Source organism: Vibrio gelatinilyticus (assembly GCF_022836845.1).
Taxonomy (GTDB): Bacteria; Pseudomonadota; Gammaproteobacteria; order Enterobacterales; family Vibrionaceae; genus Vibrio; species Vibrio gelatinilyticus.
In genome coordinates this window covers 301,638-322,335 of sequence record NZ_JAJNNZ010000003.1, presented here as the reverse complement: position 1 = coordinate 322,335, position 20,698 = coordinate 301,638, and the positions used below count along the sequence as shown (strand labels likewise).

Genomic DNA, 20,698 nt, shown 5'->3' with positions numbered 1-20,698 from the left:
AATTCTCTGCCAGAATGCCGATAAAATCGACTAGAAGATTTTGTCGTCACATAATTCGCATGTTCGAATTGACAGTAGCTCTGGACAATACATATGAACTGTCCCCATGCAGTATTTTTTGGAAACGTATAACGCTTTATCCGCTTTCTCGATTACATTACTTTCCAATGAACTTTGTGTCGAGGCGCCAATAGAGCAAGTTATACCAAACTGCTCGCCACTTGAGCACTCAAAAGACAGCTTTGATATTTGTTCACTTAGCCGTTGCCCTAACATATAAGCTTGGCTCACAGAGCTCCCTGGTAACACCAAAACAAACTCATCCCCACCGTATCGACACAACAAGTCCTCGTCTCTAGTGTATTTATTTATTACTTTAACGACTTCGACGAGGACTTTGTCGCCGGTGGAGTGACCGAACTTGTCATTAATAGGTTTAAAACGGTCTACGTCTATAATCAGCAATGAATAAGGAATGCCAGCAGCGATATACCTCTCGGCCTGCTCTTCCAGCGCAAAATGCAAAAATCGTCGATTGTAACAACCCGTTAATCCATCCGTGTTGGCTTCTTCGACTAGCAGTTCTCTCTCTTGCATGTCTTTAGAAATATCGATTGCAAAGCCGATCACGCCGTGGACTTCACCATTTTTAACAATTGGAGATGTGACCGTTAAATGGTAAACGGCCCTGCCGTTGATTTGAAAGGGGATTTTCTGCTGTGAGGGTTTCTTTGTTGATATGACATTCTTGTCATTGGAGCGCATCATTTTGGCCACACCGTAATTAAAGAGGTGCCAGTCTGTTTGACCTTTAACAGAGGTTAATTTGACATCGAAGCCTTGTAACACTTTCTTGTTTACATACTTATACCGACCGTCTAAATCTTTTATAAAGATAAAGGCATCGACCGAATCAAAAATTTCCGATAATCCAAGTAACTGCTCTTTAGAACCTGACTGAGCAGATAATATAAGATCTAGCATAGCGACCATCTAAAATGCACACTGTTGAGTATTATAATCTGTAAAGACTATACCCAAGACTGATACATTTCCTGCCGTACTCAATCTTTTTTCATACAAACGTTCAATTTCGTTATCTAGAGCACATTTTTGAATGAATATCTCAAAATCTGCAAAAATTATAACGTTTTAGTGAGTGTTTTATAGATAGTTTGATGTGAGAAGACCTATTCGATCTTGTTGTAAAACCAGAGCTTTTCTAACATATGTTTGGTCAGCTAAGCTCCAATAGCTGAACTCTATTGCCCTGTCTATTAGTGACGTTCTTAAAAAGATATCGATGGAGAGCTCAAGCCTAGTCCCGAACCACAACAGAATCTCGTATGATCAACTTAGGTAGAGGGTTGTCAATATCCAGCTGAGTTTTGCCATCGAGTAAATTTAACAGTGCTTTTGCTGCTTGAATACCGATATCACGGATCGGATAATCGATAGTCGTTAGTCGCGGTCTGATGTGCTGGCTATGGCTATCATTATCGAACCCGATCACAGATAAATCATTACCTATTGTCAGTCCGAGTTCAGCACAGACATCGTAAGCTGCAATAGCTATATTATCGTTCTGACAGAAAATAGCGGTTAAGTCATTGGCGCGTTTGAGCAGACGCATTGCCGCCTCATGGTTACCTTCATGGTCAAATCGGCCCTCGACCGTTAATAATGGGTCGTACTCAATCCCATATTCGCTGAGTGCATTGCGATATCCCTGCAATCGCTCCCGACTATCAACTTTACTTAATTGACCTGTAATGCAAGCAATTTTAGTATGACCACTTTCTAATAAATACTTAGTTGCAATATAGCCACCCATCTCATTGTCCAAATAAACACAATTATCTGCAATTTCTGGCACTAGGCGGTTGACGATAATGGTATTAGGGTTTCGTTCAACAACAGTGATTAACTCAGCATCGGATAGTTTATCGGAATGGATTATTAGGCCATCGACTTGCTTTGAACGCAGAAAGTCAATTGCGTTTAATTCATTGCTTCTGGATTCTTGGCCGCTGGTAACGATGAGGTGGAGATTATGCTTTCTAAATGTTTCTTCTGCATGGTGCATCAAAGGACCATAAAACGGCCCATCAAAGGAACCGACTAACATGCCGATACTATGAGTACGATTTGAAGCGAGTGCTTTCGCCGACGCGTTAGGTAGAAAACCCAAAGCTTCAACTGCAGCCATTACCTTTTCACGATTAGCCGGTTTAACAGACTCGTGGCCGTTAAGTACTCGAGACACAGTAGCTGTTGATACATTTGCTAGTTCGGAAACTTCTTTAATCGTAGTCAATGGAAATATCTGTCTTCTATCTATCAGAGAGCCTGATAGTATCCAATAGAAGACTAAGTTTCTAGCTTTCGTTATTAATTTATATCATTTGCCGAATCGGTAGCGCATTTAATATAAGTATCCGAGAAAATGAGTTTACTTTCTAAAAAGTGTGATCAAATTATCGTTACAATAATTGCCTTTTTCAGCATCGAGTCATTGTCTTTTAATCAATATGTAATATCAAAATTTGGTTAGTAAAAATGGTCTCGAGATAGCCCGCTCAGACTACAGAGCGGGCCTCATTATTTTTGAGTTTTAGTACAAATAGCGTCGTTAGGTATTACCACCAAACATCAGCCTGAATACCGACGATGAAATCTTTGTCAGGATTACCTTGTGTATCTTTACTCGTCCATGATTCAGGAAGGTAAGTCGCTAGTAGCCTTACTTCGGGAGCCACACCTAATGAGGTTGGCAAAATGAATGTTGGCGCAATCGTATACTTGGTTTGCTTCCAGGAATCACCACCCCAGTTATTGTAAACATAACCTGCTTCGCCTTGAAGATAGAAGTGCTGACTCACAGGAATAGTCGGTCGAACCATCGCAGATACCCAATAGTTGTAACCACCTTTTTCACGAGCTTGCCCAGACGCCATGTCGTTGTACTGACCTTGGATCGATGGGAACAAACTTATTCCGTTATCAAAAGTATAGCCGCCCCATAATAATAGTCGTGCCGACGTATCGTCTTCTTCAACATTGGTTAGCAGGCGAATAGCGTCGCCAGCATACGGATTCCACGTCCAATCATCGTGCTGACCTTGTGCGTGAGAGCCTAAGCGATATGCGTTGTAATCCGTGATGGTGCCACCTAGCAAATTGCCGGCGCCAAGACCTTTACCACCTTGTAGAATGATTTTTGAAAAACCATTGCCAGGGATGGCAAAGAAACTGCCTAGAGTATACGTCGCGGTAAGATCATAGCCTGTTTCAGCCCACTCTTTACCATCCACATCCCAGTTATCTGGCATTGCTTTAAGTAACGCTGACAATCTCAAGCTGCCGATGTTGCCTGCAACATTAATGGCGTGCATCAAGTTGTTTAGGTTTTGGGTATTTGTGCCATTTCCTAAACTGCCATTGTTGTCCCAACGATCAATAGTTTCATCGACTCGATCACTTGCGATATAAGCCAAATCAACAATGGAGTCTCCAAGTTCATAACCCTGAATACCTAGGCCAGTTCCTGACATGTCCGAGTAGAAAAAGTCTGTCATGAAAATGTAGTTTTCTGTTTTACCATACTCCCTACGCCCAGCCCACAATGTTCCTGAATCACTGACTCCGTTAAACTCTAAGAATGCATTGGTTATGCCCGCATTAATACCGTCAGCACCCGTTGCTAATGCACTTTCGTCACCTTTTCGCCCAACACCAAAATGGATTTTAAAGCTACGGTCATCATCAAACGTCCAGGTACTAGCAAAGTTAGCTTTGTAATCATTGTCAGCCTCTATCCCTAATCGGCCTAACGCTAACTTCTGTCCTGCGTAATTAGAACGCTTAAAGTCATTTTCTGCACTGGTTAGAACACCCGTTCTAAAGTACCCGTGAAACTCAAACCCTTCAGTTTGTTCAGCGACAGCGACGTTATTAATGGCAAGCGCAGCCATCAACCCCAGTGTTAATCGATTAACTTTCATGTAAACTCCATTTCTGATTAATGTAAGCGCTTACTTTGGTCATTAGACGACTTCAACTTTAGTTAGCGCTTATCTCTTTGCTTCTTTATTGTTTTAGTTTGTCCGTTTAACGAACAAGTCGGATATTGTCCAGGTAAACCGTCAGTGGTCCTAGTGGCTCTACGACCAGTATGTTTTTAACCTTAGATAGATTAACGGTGTTGCCCCCAGCAAATCGATTTCCATTCGATACGATGTCGGACAATTTGACTCGAACCGACTGCCATTCATTGCTTGAGTTCAACGGTACACTATAGTCACCCGCTTTAGGCCATCCACTATCCATCTTGACCAATAGCTCTGAATCGCTGGTAGCGTCGGTGACTTTCATGTCAAAGACTAATTCACCTTCACTTTCCCACTCGCTTAAGTCGACTTCTGGTGAAATCACGTAAGCATTCCCGGTATCCCCAGTTTTAACCAGTTTGATGACCTTTCCACGCTTAGGCTCTTCAACAATTGTTACTTCGAGGTTCTTTTCAGGATCATAACCACTCAACATGAGAACTTTGTGGAATTGGTCTTCGAAGATATTGATTTCATCTCCTTTACCGTAGTTTTCATCTGCAATGATGATCGGAGGAGCCGGGTTTCCTTTTTCTAACTTCGCATCTGGGGAAAAGGTTGCGCAGCCTGCGCCAGTTTCTGGGTCAACAGAACATTCAAATACTCGAACATAGTCAACGGCCATTGTTTGAGGGAATACACTTGAATCTATCCCACCTTCGTTGGTATTGGCGGACCACGAACCACCTACGGCTAAATTCAACAACAGGTGGAAGCGTTCATTGAAAGGAGCACTGCCTTCGGCTGTGACCAATCTGCCGTCTTTCTTGTACTGGGAATACCATCCACGCTGTGCTTGAGTGGCATAGTGAACATTGTCTACATACCAGCGAATAACGCCTTCTTCCCACTCAATGGCATAGGTATGAAATCCGTCTGCAGGGTTGATCCCGTCCGGTAGTTCATAAGTTACTCCCGAATTGACATTTTCTGGCCATTGACGTCCGTAATGCAGCGTGCCGTGAATTCTGTTTTCTACCTCACCCTCAGCCGCACCTTTTTTATCAGATTGTGTTTTGAGATTGACCGCTTCAACAATATCTATTTCACCCGATGCAGCCCAAGTCCCATAGACGTTGTCGGTTGGTAACATCCAAATGGCAGGCCAGGTACCTTGCCCGTGAGGCATTTTGGCGCGAATTTCAAAACGGCCGTACTTCCAGTCACCTTTATTCAAAGTTCTTAGTCTGGCAGACGTATAAGGTAATGTTGCTTTTGAGCGTGTATCACCAGTCGTGTTATTTGGGCCAGTAAAGCTCCCTTCCTTTGCAATAATATGAAGAACACCGTCATTTACAAAAGAATTTACCTTTCGCTTGGTGTAGCACTGCTGCTCATTATTTCCGCCGCCCCAGCAGTTTTCTTCGTGACTCCATTTGGACTTATCTATTTCTGTACCGTCAAATTCATCGTTCCAAACCATATTCCATATTGGCAATGGACTGCCTGTAGGATCCGATAGTTCCTCTGCGGTAAAGGATATTGGCTCGCTTGTTGAAGCACACCCCACCATTGATAGTAATATCGAGGCAGAAATAACACTGCATCTACTATTAAACTTGTTCATTAGAGTTCCTTATTGTAATTCCACTTATATTAAGTAATGGCTTTCTTGTCCTAACGATACTTAGAGAAGGTACCGAAAGGATAACTGACAAGTTGCTATGGCATCGCCTTGATAGCTCTTGTGAAAATGCTTTGAGCTAAGTCGGTATCTTGTGCGTTCATGACATATCTCATAGCCTCGTTAAGTTCGCCTTTTTTTACAGCCTCGATTATTTCCAAACCATAATTCCTCTTTTCAGCCTGGGTCAAAGAGGTTTGAAGCTTTTCAATATTGGTGGCCGAGATACTGTCATTGTCGCTTTGGTCGAGAACACTTTCTTTTGCTAACTGTGTTGACGTCACGCCAATCACCGACATTTCTATTTTTCCAATTGCTGAATGCTCGATATCAGAATTCAGAAGCATTTTACTGTTGGCCATCGTTTGCCCTGTTTGAGCAACGACATCTTTAGGTAGGTCTCTAAGTGTATGAGTTTCAATCGAGTTTTTTGTTGTATGTAGAACGATATACTTGGCTTTATGAGTTTCGTTACTATTTACGGTAATGGTTAGAACATAGCGTTGAGGGTGAGAAATACTGCGCCCCTCAAGAATGATCTGGGGGGGGTATATGTTTGTCAGATCGCTAAAATCTTCCCCAAGGACGGTTAAAAATGGTACGAATACACTTTCTTCTGCCGCCGATATAATGGTGATTTCTAGGGGATAATTCGTCTGTAGTAGCTCGAATGCTGCGAAAAAAGATTTGCCCGTTGCAAAGTCGTAACTTGGGGCCTTTAAATCGATTAACACTGATTTCTCTACGACTTCATCTAGTGGAACAAATGGAAATTGATCATGGGCACCACAGCACGACATCGATTCTTGAAGTGCTCGGAGCCCCAAACCATCACCTTCTTGATTGCCTCGGGGATCCAATTGACTGCAACCAGACAAAATGACCGCTGCGAAAAAAACAAATAGACGTATCATGTATGACTCCTCTTAAAGCCTAACTCATCTTTGAACCACAGTTCTCATACTGAGACCATTTATTTCGCCAATTATTTGTAAAAAAGTCGGGGCAAAAAACGAAACTTCTCCCTCTTTATTTCGCTACAACTCAAGTGACCCGACAAATATCCAATCTTTTTTGCCAATAAAAATGTAAGCGCTTACTTTAAAGCTTCCAAAAACCCACGTCATTATGCTGCATGGAAAGTAGTAAAATCTGACACGTGATGCTGATACGCCACCTGGTTGTTCGTTTTTCCTACAGAAAACAGTATAAGACGAGCCACAAATAGATGTACAGAGGAGACTTTAAGGTACTTTTCAAAGCTTGAACACCGTCACTATAAAGTAAGCGCTTACAGGATTAAATTTGCGATTTGTCACTAAATAATTTCTTAATCAGAGACAATTGTTTACCTTGGTTTCGTTGTTCGCCTAAACCTAATTTCGTTGTGGGACCACTTAATGAACAAAGCTAAAGAATGCCGAGTGGAGAATCGCAATGTTCTCCACCAACGGTTCTGTGATTTTAAATTAGTAGCCTTTCATTGCATCGATAAAGGTTTGCTTTGAGGTTGAGGACCCTTTTTTCTGCGCTTCTTCCGAAATTTTAAGGGCTTTTTCAAAGTCCCCTTCTGTAACTGCTTTTCTTATTTGTGTATTGTACAACTCTTCGTCTGAACGACTTATCGTCGACACCTGATCGTTTTCTACGAATTCAGAAACGGCTTTTTCTCGCTGACCTTTTTGATCTTCACTCTCTTTGATAACACCATCAGGATTGTAACGAAATTCGATCGTCACATCGCCTATTGCTGAGTGTGGGATCTTATTGGTTGAGTAAAACGGTGCGTCAGCTGAAACTTGGCCAGATTGCAAAGCAAATTCACTCGGCGGCATAGGGGCCGTAGATTGACTGAGTGCCTCAGTCGTTGTCACAACTAGCAAATATTTCGGCGCCACGCTATTTGGATATAACACAGGTAATGAGTATTCACCAATAAAGCCCGAGCGATACAGTAACGTGCTCTCACTGTACTTGATCGTACTCGAATCAATCACATCTAGGACTTTATGGTTTTCATCGAGAATTAACACACTAGGAACGAACGCTTTTTTTTCAACGACTGAGTATACGGTTAATTCAATGGTGCCAATCGCATTTGGTAGCGCAAGGCCATAAGCAAATGACTTACCACTTTTTAGCTCAACAATGGGTGAATTATCGGTAAGCGTTAGCTTAATGGCTTCTGGTTTAATGACTTTTTGATAGTCAAGTTGGTCAAGAGACAAGCAACATTTATCAGAAGATTGAAGAGCTTTCAGCCCCAAATGATCGTTGATACTCGATTGCGTCGTGCCAGGTTGGCTCGTGCATCCAGACATAGCCAGCAGGCATAGAGCCAATGTCGTATATTTCATTCCATCACCTTCCAATTACGACCCTTACTTATAAAAGGCCTTTATTAATACTTTGCAGCTTTGATCTAAGCATACGTTATCATATTTTTTCCAGTAGCTGATGCCGCTCTAACCCCTATGATAGTTTTTAAACACTCAGTAAACAAAAAAGCCACTTTAAAAAAGTGGCATAGATGAACGTAATTCATTCATTGCGATATAAACGGAAACTGCGCTGCTAAACCAGTTTCTGCCTATCGCGAGAACCACAATCGAAATTGTGAAAAACCAGAGTGTGCGCACTCCCTAAAGCTGCACACTCCTTTCCTACATAGGTCAGTGTCTACCCGTTATTACCACCACATGTCCGCTTGGATACCCACTAATAGGTCAGCTTTGTCACGAGCAGAACCATCTAGGTATGTCGCTAGGAAACGAATTTCCGGAGCTGGACCAAAGCCAGTGTTGATTGATAAGGTTGGAGCAACTGTCAGCTTGTAGTCGTAACCGCTGCCACCGTTTCCAGCTTCATCAGAGTAATCGCCATATTGGTAGCCGGCTTCAGTCGCTAGTGCCCAGTTTTTAGCCAGTGGGAACGTCGGACGAATCATAGCTGAAGCCCAAGAATCTTTACCACGTTTTTCTAAGTCATTATATTGACCTTGAATAGCGTGGAAAATGCTTACACCACTTTCAAAGAAGTAACCGCCCCAAATAAGCGCACGTGCCGACTTATCGCCTGAATCGATTTTCTTCATATTCGAAGGACCCATAGCGCCCCCGTATCCTGGCTTCCAAGCGTTATAAGTCGTCAGCGTACCGCCTAGTAGTTGACCAGAACCTAGACCTTGACCCGCTTGTGCGATGTATTTGGTGAAACCTTTTTCAGATAAACCAAACACTGAGTCTGAGTGATAGATCGCCGTCAGTTCTGCACCTGTATCAGCGAACTGCGTCATTGTACCGTCAACGTCAACAAAGTTATCAGGAAGATATTTACCCATTGCATGCAATTCTAAAGAACCAAAGTTCACGCCAACGTGAACACTGTGCATTGGGTTATTTGTATCTTGACCCCAGAAACCGCCTTCAGCATCATCACTCGCTACATAGGCGAAATCCCATTTGTTGCCGCCAAGCTCAATACCTTCAACACCAACACCTGTACCTGACATATCTGTATAGAAGAAGTCTGTCATAAAGATATAGTTATCTTTACCGTAGAAACGTTTACCGCCCCAAACTGTGCCAGTTTCTGTGATGCCGTCGAATTCAACGAAAGTTTCAACTAGACCAACACTACCGTTTGCTGCATCAGCACTTGTACTTAGTTGGTTTTTGCCCCCAGACTGAGCGTTATCTGCGCCAAGACGTGATTTAATGCGAATGCTTTGGCCGTCCGCTGTATCGAAATTCTTTTGCAATGCTAACTCGAAGTGATTATCCGATTCAATGCCCAGACGACCAAGCTTCTCTTTAGTCGCAGGGAATTTTGAGCGTTTGAAATCGTCATTTGAACTATAAAGTGCACCCGCACGAAAATAGCCATGAAATTCAAAACCTTGAGTGTTTTCTTCACTCATAGCCACTGGCGATAGAGACAGACCACCAGCCGCGACTAAGCAAGCGAGGGATAGCTTAGATAATTTCATAGTAACTCCATATTATTTATTATATATTTTCCACTAGGCGCAAGTAAGCGCTTACATTTGGCAAGAAAAATTTTTGTTCACTTTATTGCCGAACCATAACCACTATATGGAATCGACTGAACCGTTTTATAAGAGCAATAATGCATACTAAACACTTGCTTATTTTATTTGGCAAGCCCTTAAATTCTCATGCCTCATCACTTGGCTTTATAATAAGTGAGCTAAACATTTTTAAAAGTGAGAAAAGTCACAGAGAAAGCGCTTTCGCAGGATATTGATCACAATTTGAAACAGGGTGAAAACTATATATACGTTTAAACCCCACTTATCTTAGATCTTAGCTCCCTCCTCTGAAATAAGATCAGATATTTATTCAATCCACAAATAATTGAAAAGTACAACCTTTGTATTTATAGTTTTGAATTTGATTCAAAGAATATTTTATGAATAGTTATCACAGCTTAAAAATATTAAAGTCAAAAATTAAAGTTCTTCTATTTTGAAGTATACCCACCAGGTTTGACTCATGCCTTCAGCCACAGAGATCACGTTTCGCAACTCAAAATCACACAGGCTCAGTAATATCGTTAAAATAGGGGCTTCAGAAAGGCCTCCAACATAGGTTGTTCAAAGGAAGGTTGTCATTGATTACAATAAAAGAAGTGGCGGAATTGGCGCAAGTTTCTCAAGCGACAGTATCACGTACACTCAACGGTCATAAGTCCGTTAAAGAAGCCAACAAAGAACGGGTGTTCTCGGCGATTGAAAAGTTAGGCTACAAACCAAACACATTTGCGCAAGCATTGGCCTCCAACAAGTCTTACAGTATCGGAATGTTGGTGGGTTCTCTCGATGGCCCTTTCTATGGGCCATTAATGCATAACGTAGAAAAGGTATTCCGTCAGGAAAACTATCACCTGATCATTACCAGTGGTCAGGAGCTTTATGAAGAAGAGCAAGATTCAATTCGCTTTTTGCACTCAAAGAAAGTCGATGGTCTGGTACTAACAGCTGATACCTTAAGTGATAGCGATATTATTGATATCGTTAAGCAAACTCCATCTACAATGTTAATGAACCGCTATATTCCTGAAATCTCAAACCATTGCATTTCAATTGATAATGAACTGGGTGGCTATATTGCTACTGAGCATTTAATCATAAATGGCCACACTAAGATTGCCTGTGTGACTGGTCAGTTAAGTAAAATCGACAGTCGGGATCGCTTACAAGGTTATCGCAATGCTTTGAGTGATCACCATATCGAGTATGACCCGAATATGGTGATTGAAGGAAGATTTGATCACAAGGGAAACAATGAAGCGATCAAGAGACTTCTTGACCGAGATCTAGAGATAACTGGGATTTTCTGCATGAACGACAACATTGCCATGACCGTTTATGGTGAATGTAACGAGCGAGGATTAAAAATTGGCGAAGATATCTCGGTAATCGGATACGATAATGATACCTACAGTCAATATATGAACCCTGGCTTAACAACAATGAACTTCCCAATTAAGCAAATGGCTAACATCGCGGCAAATAAAGTACTTGATATGCTTCAAGGAAATAAGGCTATAGATGAACATCTTATTTTATCCCCAACTTTAATTGAACGCCACTCAGTTAAAAATATACGGTAAATGTTAAATAACTTGCTCTAACTATTTTATTCATTATATTTGCATAAAAAAATTCCCGCTTTTGCGGGAATTTTTTTATTTTCATTAGATTAGATTGTTTTCTGGAACATAAACTCTAACTTTATTGATATTACCCAAACGCTGACAAATATCCTGGCTATATTCACTTGGAATAACATGACTGTTAATTTCAATCAACTCGCCACTATTCAACTCTAACTGAACCGTCAGTTTAGTTTTGTCTGTTTTGTGATACACAAAAGGAACTTGGCAATATGTAAATGCAAGGCAGCCCTTCTCTAGGACAATAGCTTGTTTTTCACCGAAAACTGTTTCCAATCTAAACGTCTGCGTAGAGCTTATAAACTCTTTGTCGTGCAACATCGTTGGTTGGATAGAAATTTCGCCATCCTCAACATACAATCCCAGCTCACCAAATCGTGTAATGATCTCTTCTTTCACCTGGCCGGTCATTCCTGGTTGCTGTGCACCGAGCTGCTTTGGTGTGTGTGAATACGGATCGGTTGGGAACGCGCCATAATTGTCTGGCGTTTTGTTGAATCCTATGCCATCTCGAACTTTGTAGTAGTACTCCAACAGCTGCTCAGTTTCTTTACTTTCAGGGTTTTCTAGCAAAGCCAGACGGTAATTTTCTTGAACCGCTAACAATAACTTAGACACCATATGCCAATAGATACAACCTAAACCTTCATAACCAAACATGGTACCAGAGCGGCCAGTGAACGCTTTGTGGTTGAAGACTTCCTCGTAGGTTTCTTCAATAGATTTCCAATCTAGCTCGTCAAATTGAGGGTAATCCTCTTTAATCTGAGTCACTTTCTCGCTTAAGAAACCTACGTTGTCAAAATCTGCATGGAAGTGAACAATACCTTCAGCATCCGTGCTAACGATACGAGAGTCACCCTGCTCTATCATTGCCTTAAGTAGCGGGCTCGCATCTACTCGTTCTGAACTAATAACGTTACGGGCCATAAACATGTTCAACTGGCGATCCGGATATAGCATAAAGCTATGTTGATCTTCACGATACATGTCACTCGCGAACAAGTTATCAAGCAACTTAACCACTTGTGCTGGTTTTAGGTATCCAGAGCTTAAGATTGATACCTGACCTTCAAGCATTGGGTATAACTCTTCAACCGAAACACTCTCGTTTGAGTAGTTAATAATATTGTAGGCATTGTACAAGCCATCTTCACGCTTGTTGTTTTTGATGCTGTCATCAAGAACTTCTAAGCTTGTGTCAACAAGCTGTTTAATTGCCGCCAAATCGATATTGGTTTTGCCACTAAAGCCATTGTTTTTGTATACACGTTGGCGATAGTCATCTGCAGCTTTTGCCAAAGAAGTTAAAATTGACTTACGAGTTTGACGTGTCACTGTCTTACGTCTTATCTCTCCAGATGCCACTTTGAGCGCTTCACTGACCGAAACCATCCAATCCAATACTTCGTTTGACAATGTCACCTGGTTCTGAGCGTGGCAAAGCAACGTCTGCATGAATGCAACGTAACGACGCATGTAATACAACGTCACCATCGACAAGCCGTTACCGACAATTGCGTTGTTCGCATCGTTCCACTCAGGGCGCTGAGTGTTAAGCCAGATACCACCATCAACCACTAGGTTACTTAGCTTGGCAAGAAGTGGAATCAGCATTTTTTCAATGAGGTTAACTTGGTAAACTTCATCATCTTTGGTCAAGACCAATCGACCATCACTACCGAGTTGTTTACTCTTAAGTTCAGTAAATTGCTGAAGTTTTTCGTTAAACGTGACAGTATCTTTTGGATTGTCGAATAATTTTTCAACATCGCAAAGCTCATAAGGTACGTTGGCATAGCTAAAGATTTCTTGCGATAGCAATTCAATTAGCTCGGGTTTTTGGTATTGATTCGCTAGTTCTAGGAACTTGAGCAAATAAATAATTTGATGATCGCCCCAGTAACCGATGTTGCTCCATGGGTCGTCCGGCTCAAGCAATTCCCAGTCTACGCCGTCTTTGGTAATACGGTAAGGGTTGTAGCCATCAACGGTAGAAGCGTTAACGAACTTAGAAATGAAAGCTGTGATAAAGCTTGGGTAGCTCAGCGCCGAAGCTTCCCAGTTTTGGAAGATATCACGCCAGTTACCTTGATAAGAAAGTAACGACTCGCCATTCTCGCCACGTACTTTAATTTCAAAGTGGTTCCAAGGACGGCTTGGGTCACCATGACGACGACCAAATGTCAGCGGTAAGTACTCATACGCTAATCGAATCAGTTGGCTATCGCCCGTTTCTTTCGCCAACTTAACCAATTCAGGGTGCGTCAATCCATCTTTCAGATCATCAAAGAACGCTTGATGACGGCTTGCTACCTGTTGATTAGATTTCGACATTGTCGCGATGACATCTTGTACATCCAGATGATAACCAGAAAGGAAGATCCCGCCACGCATGTTGTTAAACAATACGTTAGCATAGTGGTGAACACTGGTTTCTTCTTCTGAGGTCATCTGCCAAGCATCCGCGCCAGACATTAAGCTAACAAGCTCGTTGTGGTTATCGTCGATGCTCTCTTCAACTTCTTTTAGTAGCAGTGTCTCATTAGAAAGCTCATTCTTTAGATCAACGATGTCTGCATGAGTTTGGTCAATATCGGCAACCATTGTCCAAGAGATTTCTTCTCCACCTGACAACACTTTTTCACTGTGAACAAAATAAGCACCACGTTCGCCACGTCTTAATGTCTCTTCTTTCAGCTCGATTCCTTTGCGGAAGTTTGCTAGCTGACTACTTGTCATAAAGACTGACTGATTTTCATCGGACAAAGAGAAAACAGTGGTAGCGCGAAGTGATTCAGCAGGTTCTGCGCGGTCACTCAGTTTTGCGTACATTGTGTAAAGAGCCAGTGGTTGGTCAACCACCTTTTCATTCCATTTATAAGCATCAACTAGAGCGCTTCGTGTTTGCATTGCTGATAATGGTGCGCCAGAAGGTAATAAGTTTTGAATACCATCAATATACGCAACCTTGCGTGAATCTAAGTCTAAGTTAGTGACATGTGTCTGACGGACAAATCCATACTTATCACTGGTTTTCCAGCTGTAGGTATACTTGAGTTGTAACGTACGGTTGATCTCTTCAAAAACAATCTTGTCACCCACGGCATTCTTATATAAATGACGTTCAACGTCATAAAGGCCATCATGGTTTTCGTTGAACGGTTCCCACAGGCGCACCGAACCGTCTTTTTGAGTAACTTTGAACAGCCCTTTAGCGCCCGTATTTTGCGCATTTTCATGAATATGATCTACAGAGCGGTAAGGGAATAATGCATTCTCTGGCTTAACTCGGCCTGCAGACAAGCTGCCCGTTGAAGAAATAAACAACCAATGATTGCTCGCTGATACCACGCTGATAAAAAATGGTGGCATTTTATCAACGTTAGAAATCTTGTAATAACGTTCGCCATCTAGATCGACAAACTCGCCAGCCACTGCTTGGCTTTCCTTTAATTTAAATTGTTCCATAATAAGGTCACTTCTCGTGAAAGCGCTTTCTCAGGCGCCAAATTAAAAATTTAGATGTGGTGGCAACGAACGAAATGTTGCTCAGAAATTTGTGTCGTTGCAGGCATTTCCTGACTACATACTTCTGTTGCATTCGGGCAACGAGTAGCAAACGGACAACCAACACTGCTTGGTTTCCACATAGGAATGTCGCCTTTCTTAACTTCGAGGTCACGTCGGCCTGCTTTTCCAACTTCAGGCACCGCTGACAGTAGCAATTTAGAATAAGGGTGCTGAGGATTCTGAGTCACGTTATCACTATCGCCCCATTCCACCATGTGACCAACATACATTACCGCTGTTTTCTCAGCGAAATAACGTGCTGTAGCGATATCATGGGTAATGTACATAAAAGAAATACCGTGCTTATCTTTTAAGTCAGCCATCAAATTTAAAATGCCGAGGCGTACTGATACATCAAGCATCGAGATCGGTTCATCAGCCAAAATAACTTCCGGTGACACGGCAATTGCACGTGCAATCGCGACACGTTGTCTTTGTCCACCACTTAGCTCGTGTGGGAACTTTTCAGCCGTTTCTTTCACTGGAGAAAGACCAACCATATCTAGCAACTCATAAACCAGTTGAGGAATAGCTTCTTTCTCGGCACGTTGATGAATCAACAAAGGACGAGCGATATGATGGTAGATAGTATGCACAGGGTTTAAAGAACCAAACGGGTCTTGGAAAATCATTTGTACCTGGCGTGCGTACTCTAGTTCACCATTCTTTTCAATATACTTATCTAGTGGCTCACCTTTAAAGGTCACATCACCAGCCGTTTTATCGTAAATTCTGGTTAGAATTCGAGCGCCAGTGCTTTTACCTGAACCTGACTCACCTACGATGGCAAGCGCTTCACCTTTACGCAGTTCGAAGGTAACGTCGTTAACCGCTCTCATCATGTTGCTCTTAGCCGATTGACCAAGAGGAAAGTCTTTTACTAAGTTGTTTACTGAAAGAACTACATCATTATTTTGCATTCTTCTACCCTCAAACCATATGACAAGAAACTAAACGGCCACTTTCGTGAGTCGTTAATGACGGCTCTGCCGTTCGGCATTGCTCTGCACACTCCGAGCAACGTTCTTGGAAGTTACAGCCAGTTGGGATATTAAGTAAGTTGACTGGGTTACCTGGAATACCGTACAACCTTTCTTTAGGCCCATGGATAGTCGGGAATGAAGCGACTAAGCCTTTTGTATACGGATGCTCAGGAGCCCCAAATACTTGTTGTGCTTCGCCCAGCTCAATGAGGTTACCGGCATACATCACGCCAATGCGATCTGCAATTTCGCCCATCAAGCTCAAGTCGTGGCTGATAAATAAAATAGAGAAACCGAACTTGGTTTTTAAGTCGTACAACTCATTGAGGATTTCACGCTCAACAACCACATCCAGTGCGGTAGTCGGCTCATCCATAATGATGAGTTTAGGCTCAAGCGCTAGAGCAACGGCGATGACCACACGCTGTCTCATACCACCACTTAATTGGTGTGGAAAGCTGCCCATACGGTCGCCGTGGATACCAACCACATTTAGAAGCTCGACGGCTTTATCAAAGGCTTGCTTATAAGTCACTTTTTTGTGAGCAAGGATAACATCCGTTAACTGCTCGCCAATCGTGATTACCGGGTTAAGCGAGTTCATTGCACTTTGGAATACGACGGAAACGTCATTCCAGCGAAACTCACGAAGCTTTTTCTCGTTCATTTTAAGAACGTCAACGCCTTTATAAAGTATCTCGCCTTCAGAGATAAGAGCCGGAGCTTTGTGTAAGCGAGAGATAGCAAATGCTAGCGTGCTTTTACCACAACCAGACTCGCCCGCGATACCTACGGTTTCGCCTTCCGCAATTTTCAAGCTTACGTTGTTTACGGCACGAGCTACACCATTTGGCGATACGTAGTCCACGCACAAATTATTGATTTCTAGTAGTGTGCTCATCTTAGACCTCTTTTCTTATCAGCTTTTTTCTTAAGTTGGTGCCATAGCTTGATGTGTGGACCCGTACGCAGTTTCGGGTTACTTACCTGGTCAATAGACATGTTAATTAGTGCCAATGCACCGCCCGTAATAGCCAAAGCCATTGCCGGAACTAACATCTCCCACCATGCGCCTGTATAAAGCGAAGATGACGTTTGTGCCCAGTACAACATTGAACCCCAGCTTACTTCTGTTGCATCACCCAAACCTAAGATACCGAGACCTGCTTCTGCGCCCATTGCGTAGATTACAGTTCCTAAGAATCCGCCAAATACGATAGAGATAAGGTTTGGTAAGATTTCTACCAGAATAATTCTGATTTTCTTCTCGCCCATCACTTCTGCTGAAATAATGAATTCTTTATTACGAATAGCCATTGTTTGCGAACGTATTACCCTTGCGCCCCATGGCCAGGAGGTTATACCGAGTAACACCGTAATAACGAGGGACCCCACCTGCCCTAAGAATGCCGCGAGTACTATGAGCAATGGGAGCTGCGGAAAAACCAAGAACACGTTGGTCAAAAAGTTCAATCGGTCGTCAATTTTGCCACCGAAGTAACCCGAAGAAACACCAACCAGTACGGCGATTGTCATCGCAATCACACCTGCGGTTAATGCTACCGTTAGTGACTTTCTTGCACCGTGAAGTACTTGGCTATAGACGTCTCGTCCGCTTCGAGTTGACCCTAAAACATGCTCTGCGCTTGGTGCGACATGTGGGCGAGCAACACGTTTATTAGGATCATGGCTTGCTAAAACTGGCGCAAAAATAGCGCCTGCTAATACGATTGACAGTAACAAGCCGCCAATAATTGCTGGAGGGTTACCATAGAAAAAGGCATAGACCTTTCCTAGTACTTTCTTAATGTTTTTCTTTGAAAATTTTGGTTCTCTAGAAGCCATGTTAGGGCCTTGAGAGTATTTGTGAGCTTCAATTAACTTGTCCATGATTCACCCTAATTAGAAATACGTGGGTCTAGCCAGACATATAAGAGATCAGCGATAAAGTTTGCTGTCAAAACGGCTGTTACTAAGATAAGAAGGATTGCTTGTATCAGAGGATAGTCACGAGCAATGATTCCTTTGAGAAGAATGTTGCCCAGACCTTGGTAGTTAAATACTACTTCCGTCATGATAGAACCCGCGAACGAGAAGCCAATCGCCATTGCAATAGCAGTTGCTACCGGAAGGATTGCGTTTCGACCTGCGTAGCGATACATCACTCTGAAACCGCTCAAGCCTTTTGCTTCTGCCATAGTCACGTAATCTTCACCGAGTACGTTAATCATGGCGTTACGCATATTAAATACCCAAGTGGATATACCTACTACAACCATGGAACCGACAGGCAATATAGCGTGTGTTGCTACACTGGAAATAAATTCCCATGTAAATCCAGGATCCAATGACGGATCATAAGTATAGGCCAGAGGCAGTAGTTCCATCTTCAGGCCAAAAAAGTAAAACAATAAAAGGGCGGTAACAACATAAGGGAAGTTACTAATAAAAGCGAGTACTGGTGGTACGACCTGACCAAAGAAGCCTTCACGGTGATACGATGCGTATGTGCCGATACTTACACCAATAATTAGGGCGACTATCAATGAGCCCAACGCTAAAAACATAGTCCAAGGCAGCGCCATGGCAATCACTTCTGAAACGCCAACAGGGAACATTAATACAGAAGGACCAAGATCAAGAGTAAAGACACTTTTGATGTATGAGAGATATTGAACGAAGATGTTGCCATCAACAAATCCGTACATTTCACGCACCGCGTCCATTTGTGCCGGATCCATACGACCTTGTGCTGCGGCAAAAAGTGCATCAACAGGGTCACCAGGCATCAAACGTGGGAGCATGAAGTTAAAAGAAATAGCGATAATAAACGCTGTAAAATAAAAGCCAAACCGGCGAGCTAGAAACGACATAACAATACCTTTTAATGAGGGGCTACACATGTTGTAGCCCCAAAATATTAGACTTACTTAAGGTGCAGGTTATTTAGAATGATTACGCGCTTACCACCGTGATACCAATCAGGGTGAACGTATGGGTTCTCTTCACTTGGCCAGCCAACAATTTTCTTAGTGTTGTATTGGAACCAAGTTGCATTTGAGAATAGTGGGATAAACGGCAAGTTTTCAGCAGTAAACTCTTGTAGCTCAGTGAGAATATCTTGCTGTTCTTCTGCTTTGTTTGTTTGGCCGAAGCTATCGATTAGATCATCAATCTTTTGACTGTGTACACCGTGACCAGCGTGCCATGTTTTACCGATACGTGATGTAGAGAAGTACTCTTTGTATGCAATAATTGGGTTCGTCGCCACCATAGACCAGTTGATAGACATCTTATAGTTGCTGTCTTTCAAGTTGCTGTCGTAAACGGCCCAGTCGACGGTCTTCACGTTCGCTTTGATACCGATTTCTTCGTAGTATTCAGTGACCATTTGAACCACTTGAATCCAGTCTGTCCAACCGTTAACTACTTCAATGTCAAACTCAACCGTTTTACCTGTTTCATCATCACGGAAGCCATCACCGTTGCGATCTTTGATACCCGCTTCATCTAGCAGCTTCATCGCTTTTTCTGGGTTAAATTCAGTGAGGTGGCTGTACTTAGACGTTACATCTTTGTCGATGCTCGTTTTGTATAGCTCACCGATACCGCCTGCGTTGAAGTTTGCTGTTGGGTAACCGTACGCTGCAATATCAACGATCGCTTCACGGTCAAGGGCCATTGATAGAGCCTGGCGAACGCGAAGATCGCTAAATGGCTTTTCTTTGGTGTTCACGTAAAGATGAATCGCATCCTTTGCTGGGTACCAGTAGTGGTGGTTTTGTGGATCTTGCTTAACATACGTCGCGTCGATATCGGCGATGAAGTTTGAACCCCAGTCAATCTCACCTTTAATTAGTGCAGGTTGAATTTGCGAGTTATCGTTGTATGAACGATAAGTAATACAATCTAGGTAAGGACGGTTTTCTAGGTAGTAGTTTTCGTTACGACATAGCTCAAGTTGTTGCGCTTTAACATACTTTACCGTCGTCATTGGGCCACTGCCGATTGGATTCGGGTTAGTAAAGGTTGTTAAATCATCAACCTTGCTCCAAACAGCAGCAGGAACGATGTGGTAAGCAGATAGATCCCAAATGAACGTAGAATCTGCTTGATTCAGTTCAAAAGTGACTGTTGTGTCATCAACTGCTGTTACAGCTTGTAGGTTGTTCGCAGACCAAATACCTTTTTGGTCAAACGCTGGCGCGTCTTTTGTCATGTTGAAGCTGAAAGCTACATCTGTTGCTGTTAGCTTGCTGCCATCTGACCATTTCAAACCATCGCGTAGTTTAACGGTAATTGTCTTTAGATCGCTTGAGTAGTCAGCTGACTCAGCAAGACGCCAGTTAGTTTCGCCTGTCATGTTATTGAAAACCATCAATGGTTCAAACATAACGCCGTGAAGTAAATCTTTTGTCGTGTAAGGGTTGAAGTTGTCGACAAAGCCTGTGTTGATGATTGGCACAGTAAGTGTACCGCCCTGCTTGATTTCTTCCGCTTGCGCAGATACCGCGCTACCAGCAAACATAGCTCCACAAATTACTGAGGCGATTAATGTTCTTTTTTGCATCACTCTATCCTTTAGTATAATAGTCAAGTAGAAGCGCTACTTTCTCTAGCAAACAAGGCATACATCTTTAGGGGGTAAATTGCCGAGAAAGCGCTTTCTTGGGACAATCATATTCAAACCCGCGACGCTCAACAAACTACAC

Annotated in this window: 14 protein-coding genes; 1 reads left to right on the top strand and 13 read right to left on the bottom strand. The window is 42.6% G+C overall.

Annotation, left to right across the window (positions count from 1 at the left end):
• Positions 1-30: 30 nt before the first annotated feature.
• The 7 genes from LNL84_RS05570 to LNL84_RS05540 form a co-directional block, all read right to left on the bottom strand.
• Complete coding sequence (locus LNL84_RS05570; RefSeq protein ID WP_244355740.1) at positions 31-984, bottom strand: GGDEF domain-containing protein; 954 nt, start codon at positions 982-984, stop codon at positions 31-33.
• Between the two features lie 334 nt (positions 985-1,318).
• Entirely contained in the window at positions 1,319-2,317 is a 999-nt protein-coding gene (locus tag LNL84_RS05565) for a LacI family DNA-binding transcriptional regulator (RefSeq protein WP_244355739.1), read from the bottom strand.
• Between the two features lie 322 nt (positions 2,318-2,639).
• The gene (locus tag LNL84_RS05560; protein WP_244355738.1) at positions 2,640-4,004 is read right to left on the bottom strand and encodes a carbohydrate porin; all 1,365 of its coding nucleotides are present in this window, start codon (positions 4,002-4,004) and stop codon (positions 2,640-2,642) included.
• Positions 4,005-4,110: 106 nt separating this feature from the next.
• Positions 4,111-5,676, bottom strand: coding sequence for a glycoside hydrolase family 16 protein (locus tag LNL84_RS05555; protein ID WP_244355737.1), 1,566 nt, complete (start codon positions 5,674-5,676; stop codon positions 4,111-4,113).
• Positions 5,677-5,771: 95 nt separating this feature from the next.
• Positions 5,772-6,647 carry a MalM family protein gene (locus LNL84_RS05550; protein WP_244355736.1) on the bottom strand — a complete coding sequence of 292 codons (876 nt, stop codon included), beginning with the start codon at positions 6,645-6,647 and terminating at the stop codon, positions 5,772-5,774.
• Between the two features lie 555 nt (positions 6,648-7,202).
• Positions 7,203-8,090, bottom strand: coding sequence for a MalM family protein (locus LNL84_RS05545; RefSeq protein ID WP_244355735.1), 888 nt, complete (start codon positions 8,088-8,090; stop codon positions 7,203-7,205).
• A gap of 332 nt (positions 8,091-8,422) precedes the next feature.
• The gene (locus LNL84_RS05540; protein WP_244355734.1) at positions 8,423-9,721 is read right to left on the bottom strand and encodes a carbohydrate porin; all 1,299 of its coding nucleotides are present in this window, start codon (positions 9,719-9,721) and stop codon (positions 8,423-8,425) included.
• A gap of 644 nt (positions 9,722-10,365) precedes the next feature.
• On the opposite strand from LNL84_RS05540, the gene LNL84_RS05535 reads away from it, so the two are divergent.
• Positions 10,366-11,367, top strand: a complete 1,002-nt coding sequence (locus tag LNL84_RS05535) for a LacI family DNA-binding transcriptional regulator (RefSeq protein WP_244355733.1) — start codon at positions 10,366-10,368, stop codon at positions 11,365-11,367.
• Between the two features lie 84 nt (positions 11,368-11,451).
• Here LNL84_RS05535 and LNL84_RS05530 read toward each other — a convergent pair whose 3' ends face one another.
• From LNL84_RS05530 to LNL84_RS05505, 6 genes are read right to left on the bottom strand one after another with little or no spacing between them, the layout of a single operon-like run.
• On the bottom strand, positions 11,452-14,901 hold the full coding sequence (locus LNL84_RS05530; protein ID WP_244355732.1) for a hypothetical protein: 3,450 nt from the start codon (positions 14,899-14,901) through the stop codon (positions 11,452-11,454).
• Positions 14,902-14,951: 50 nt separating this feature from the next.
• Positions 14,952-15,923 carry an ABC transporter ATP-binding protein gene (locus LNL84_RS05525; RefSeq protein WP_244355731.1) on the bottom strand — a complete coding sequence of 324 codons (972 nt, stop codon included), beginning with the start codon at positions 15,921-15,923 and terminating at the stop codon, positions 14,952-14,954.
• A 10-nt stretch (positions 15,924-15,933) separates the two neighbouring features.
• Entirely contained in the window at positions 15,934-16,887 is a 954-nt protein-coding gene (locus tag LNL84_RS05520) for an ABC transporter ATP-binding protein (protein ID WP_244355730.1), read from the bottom strand.
• Entirely contained in the window at positions 16,884-17,876 is a 993-nt protein-coding gene (locus LNL84_RS05515) for an ABC transporter permease (protein ID WP_244355729.1), read from the bottom strand. The genes LNL84_RS05520 and LNL84_RS05515 overlap by 4 nt, the downstream gene beginning before the upstream one ends.
• Positions 17,877-17,884: 8 nt before the next feature.
• Positions 17,885-18,859, bottom strand: coding sequence for an ABC transporter permease (locus LNL84_RS05510; protein ID WP_244355728.1), 975 nt, complete (start codon positions 18,857-18,859; stop codon positions 17,885-17,887).
• 53 nt (positions 18,860-18,912) lie between these two features.
• A complete protein-coding gene (locus tag LNL84_RS05505; RefSeq protein WP_244355727.1) occupies positions 18,913-20,556 on the bottom strand; it encodes an ABC transporter substrate-binding protein in 1,644 nt (547 codons plus the stop codon).
• Positions 20,557-20,698: the final 142 nt, after the last annotated feature.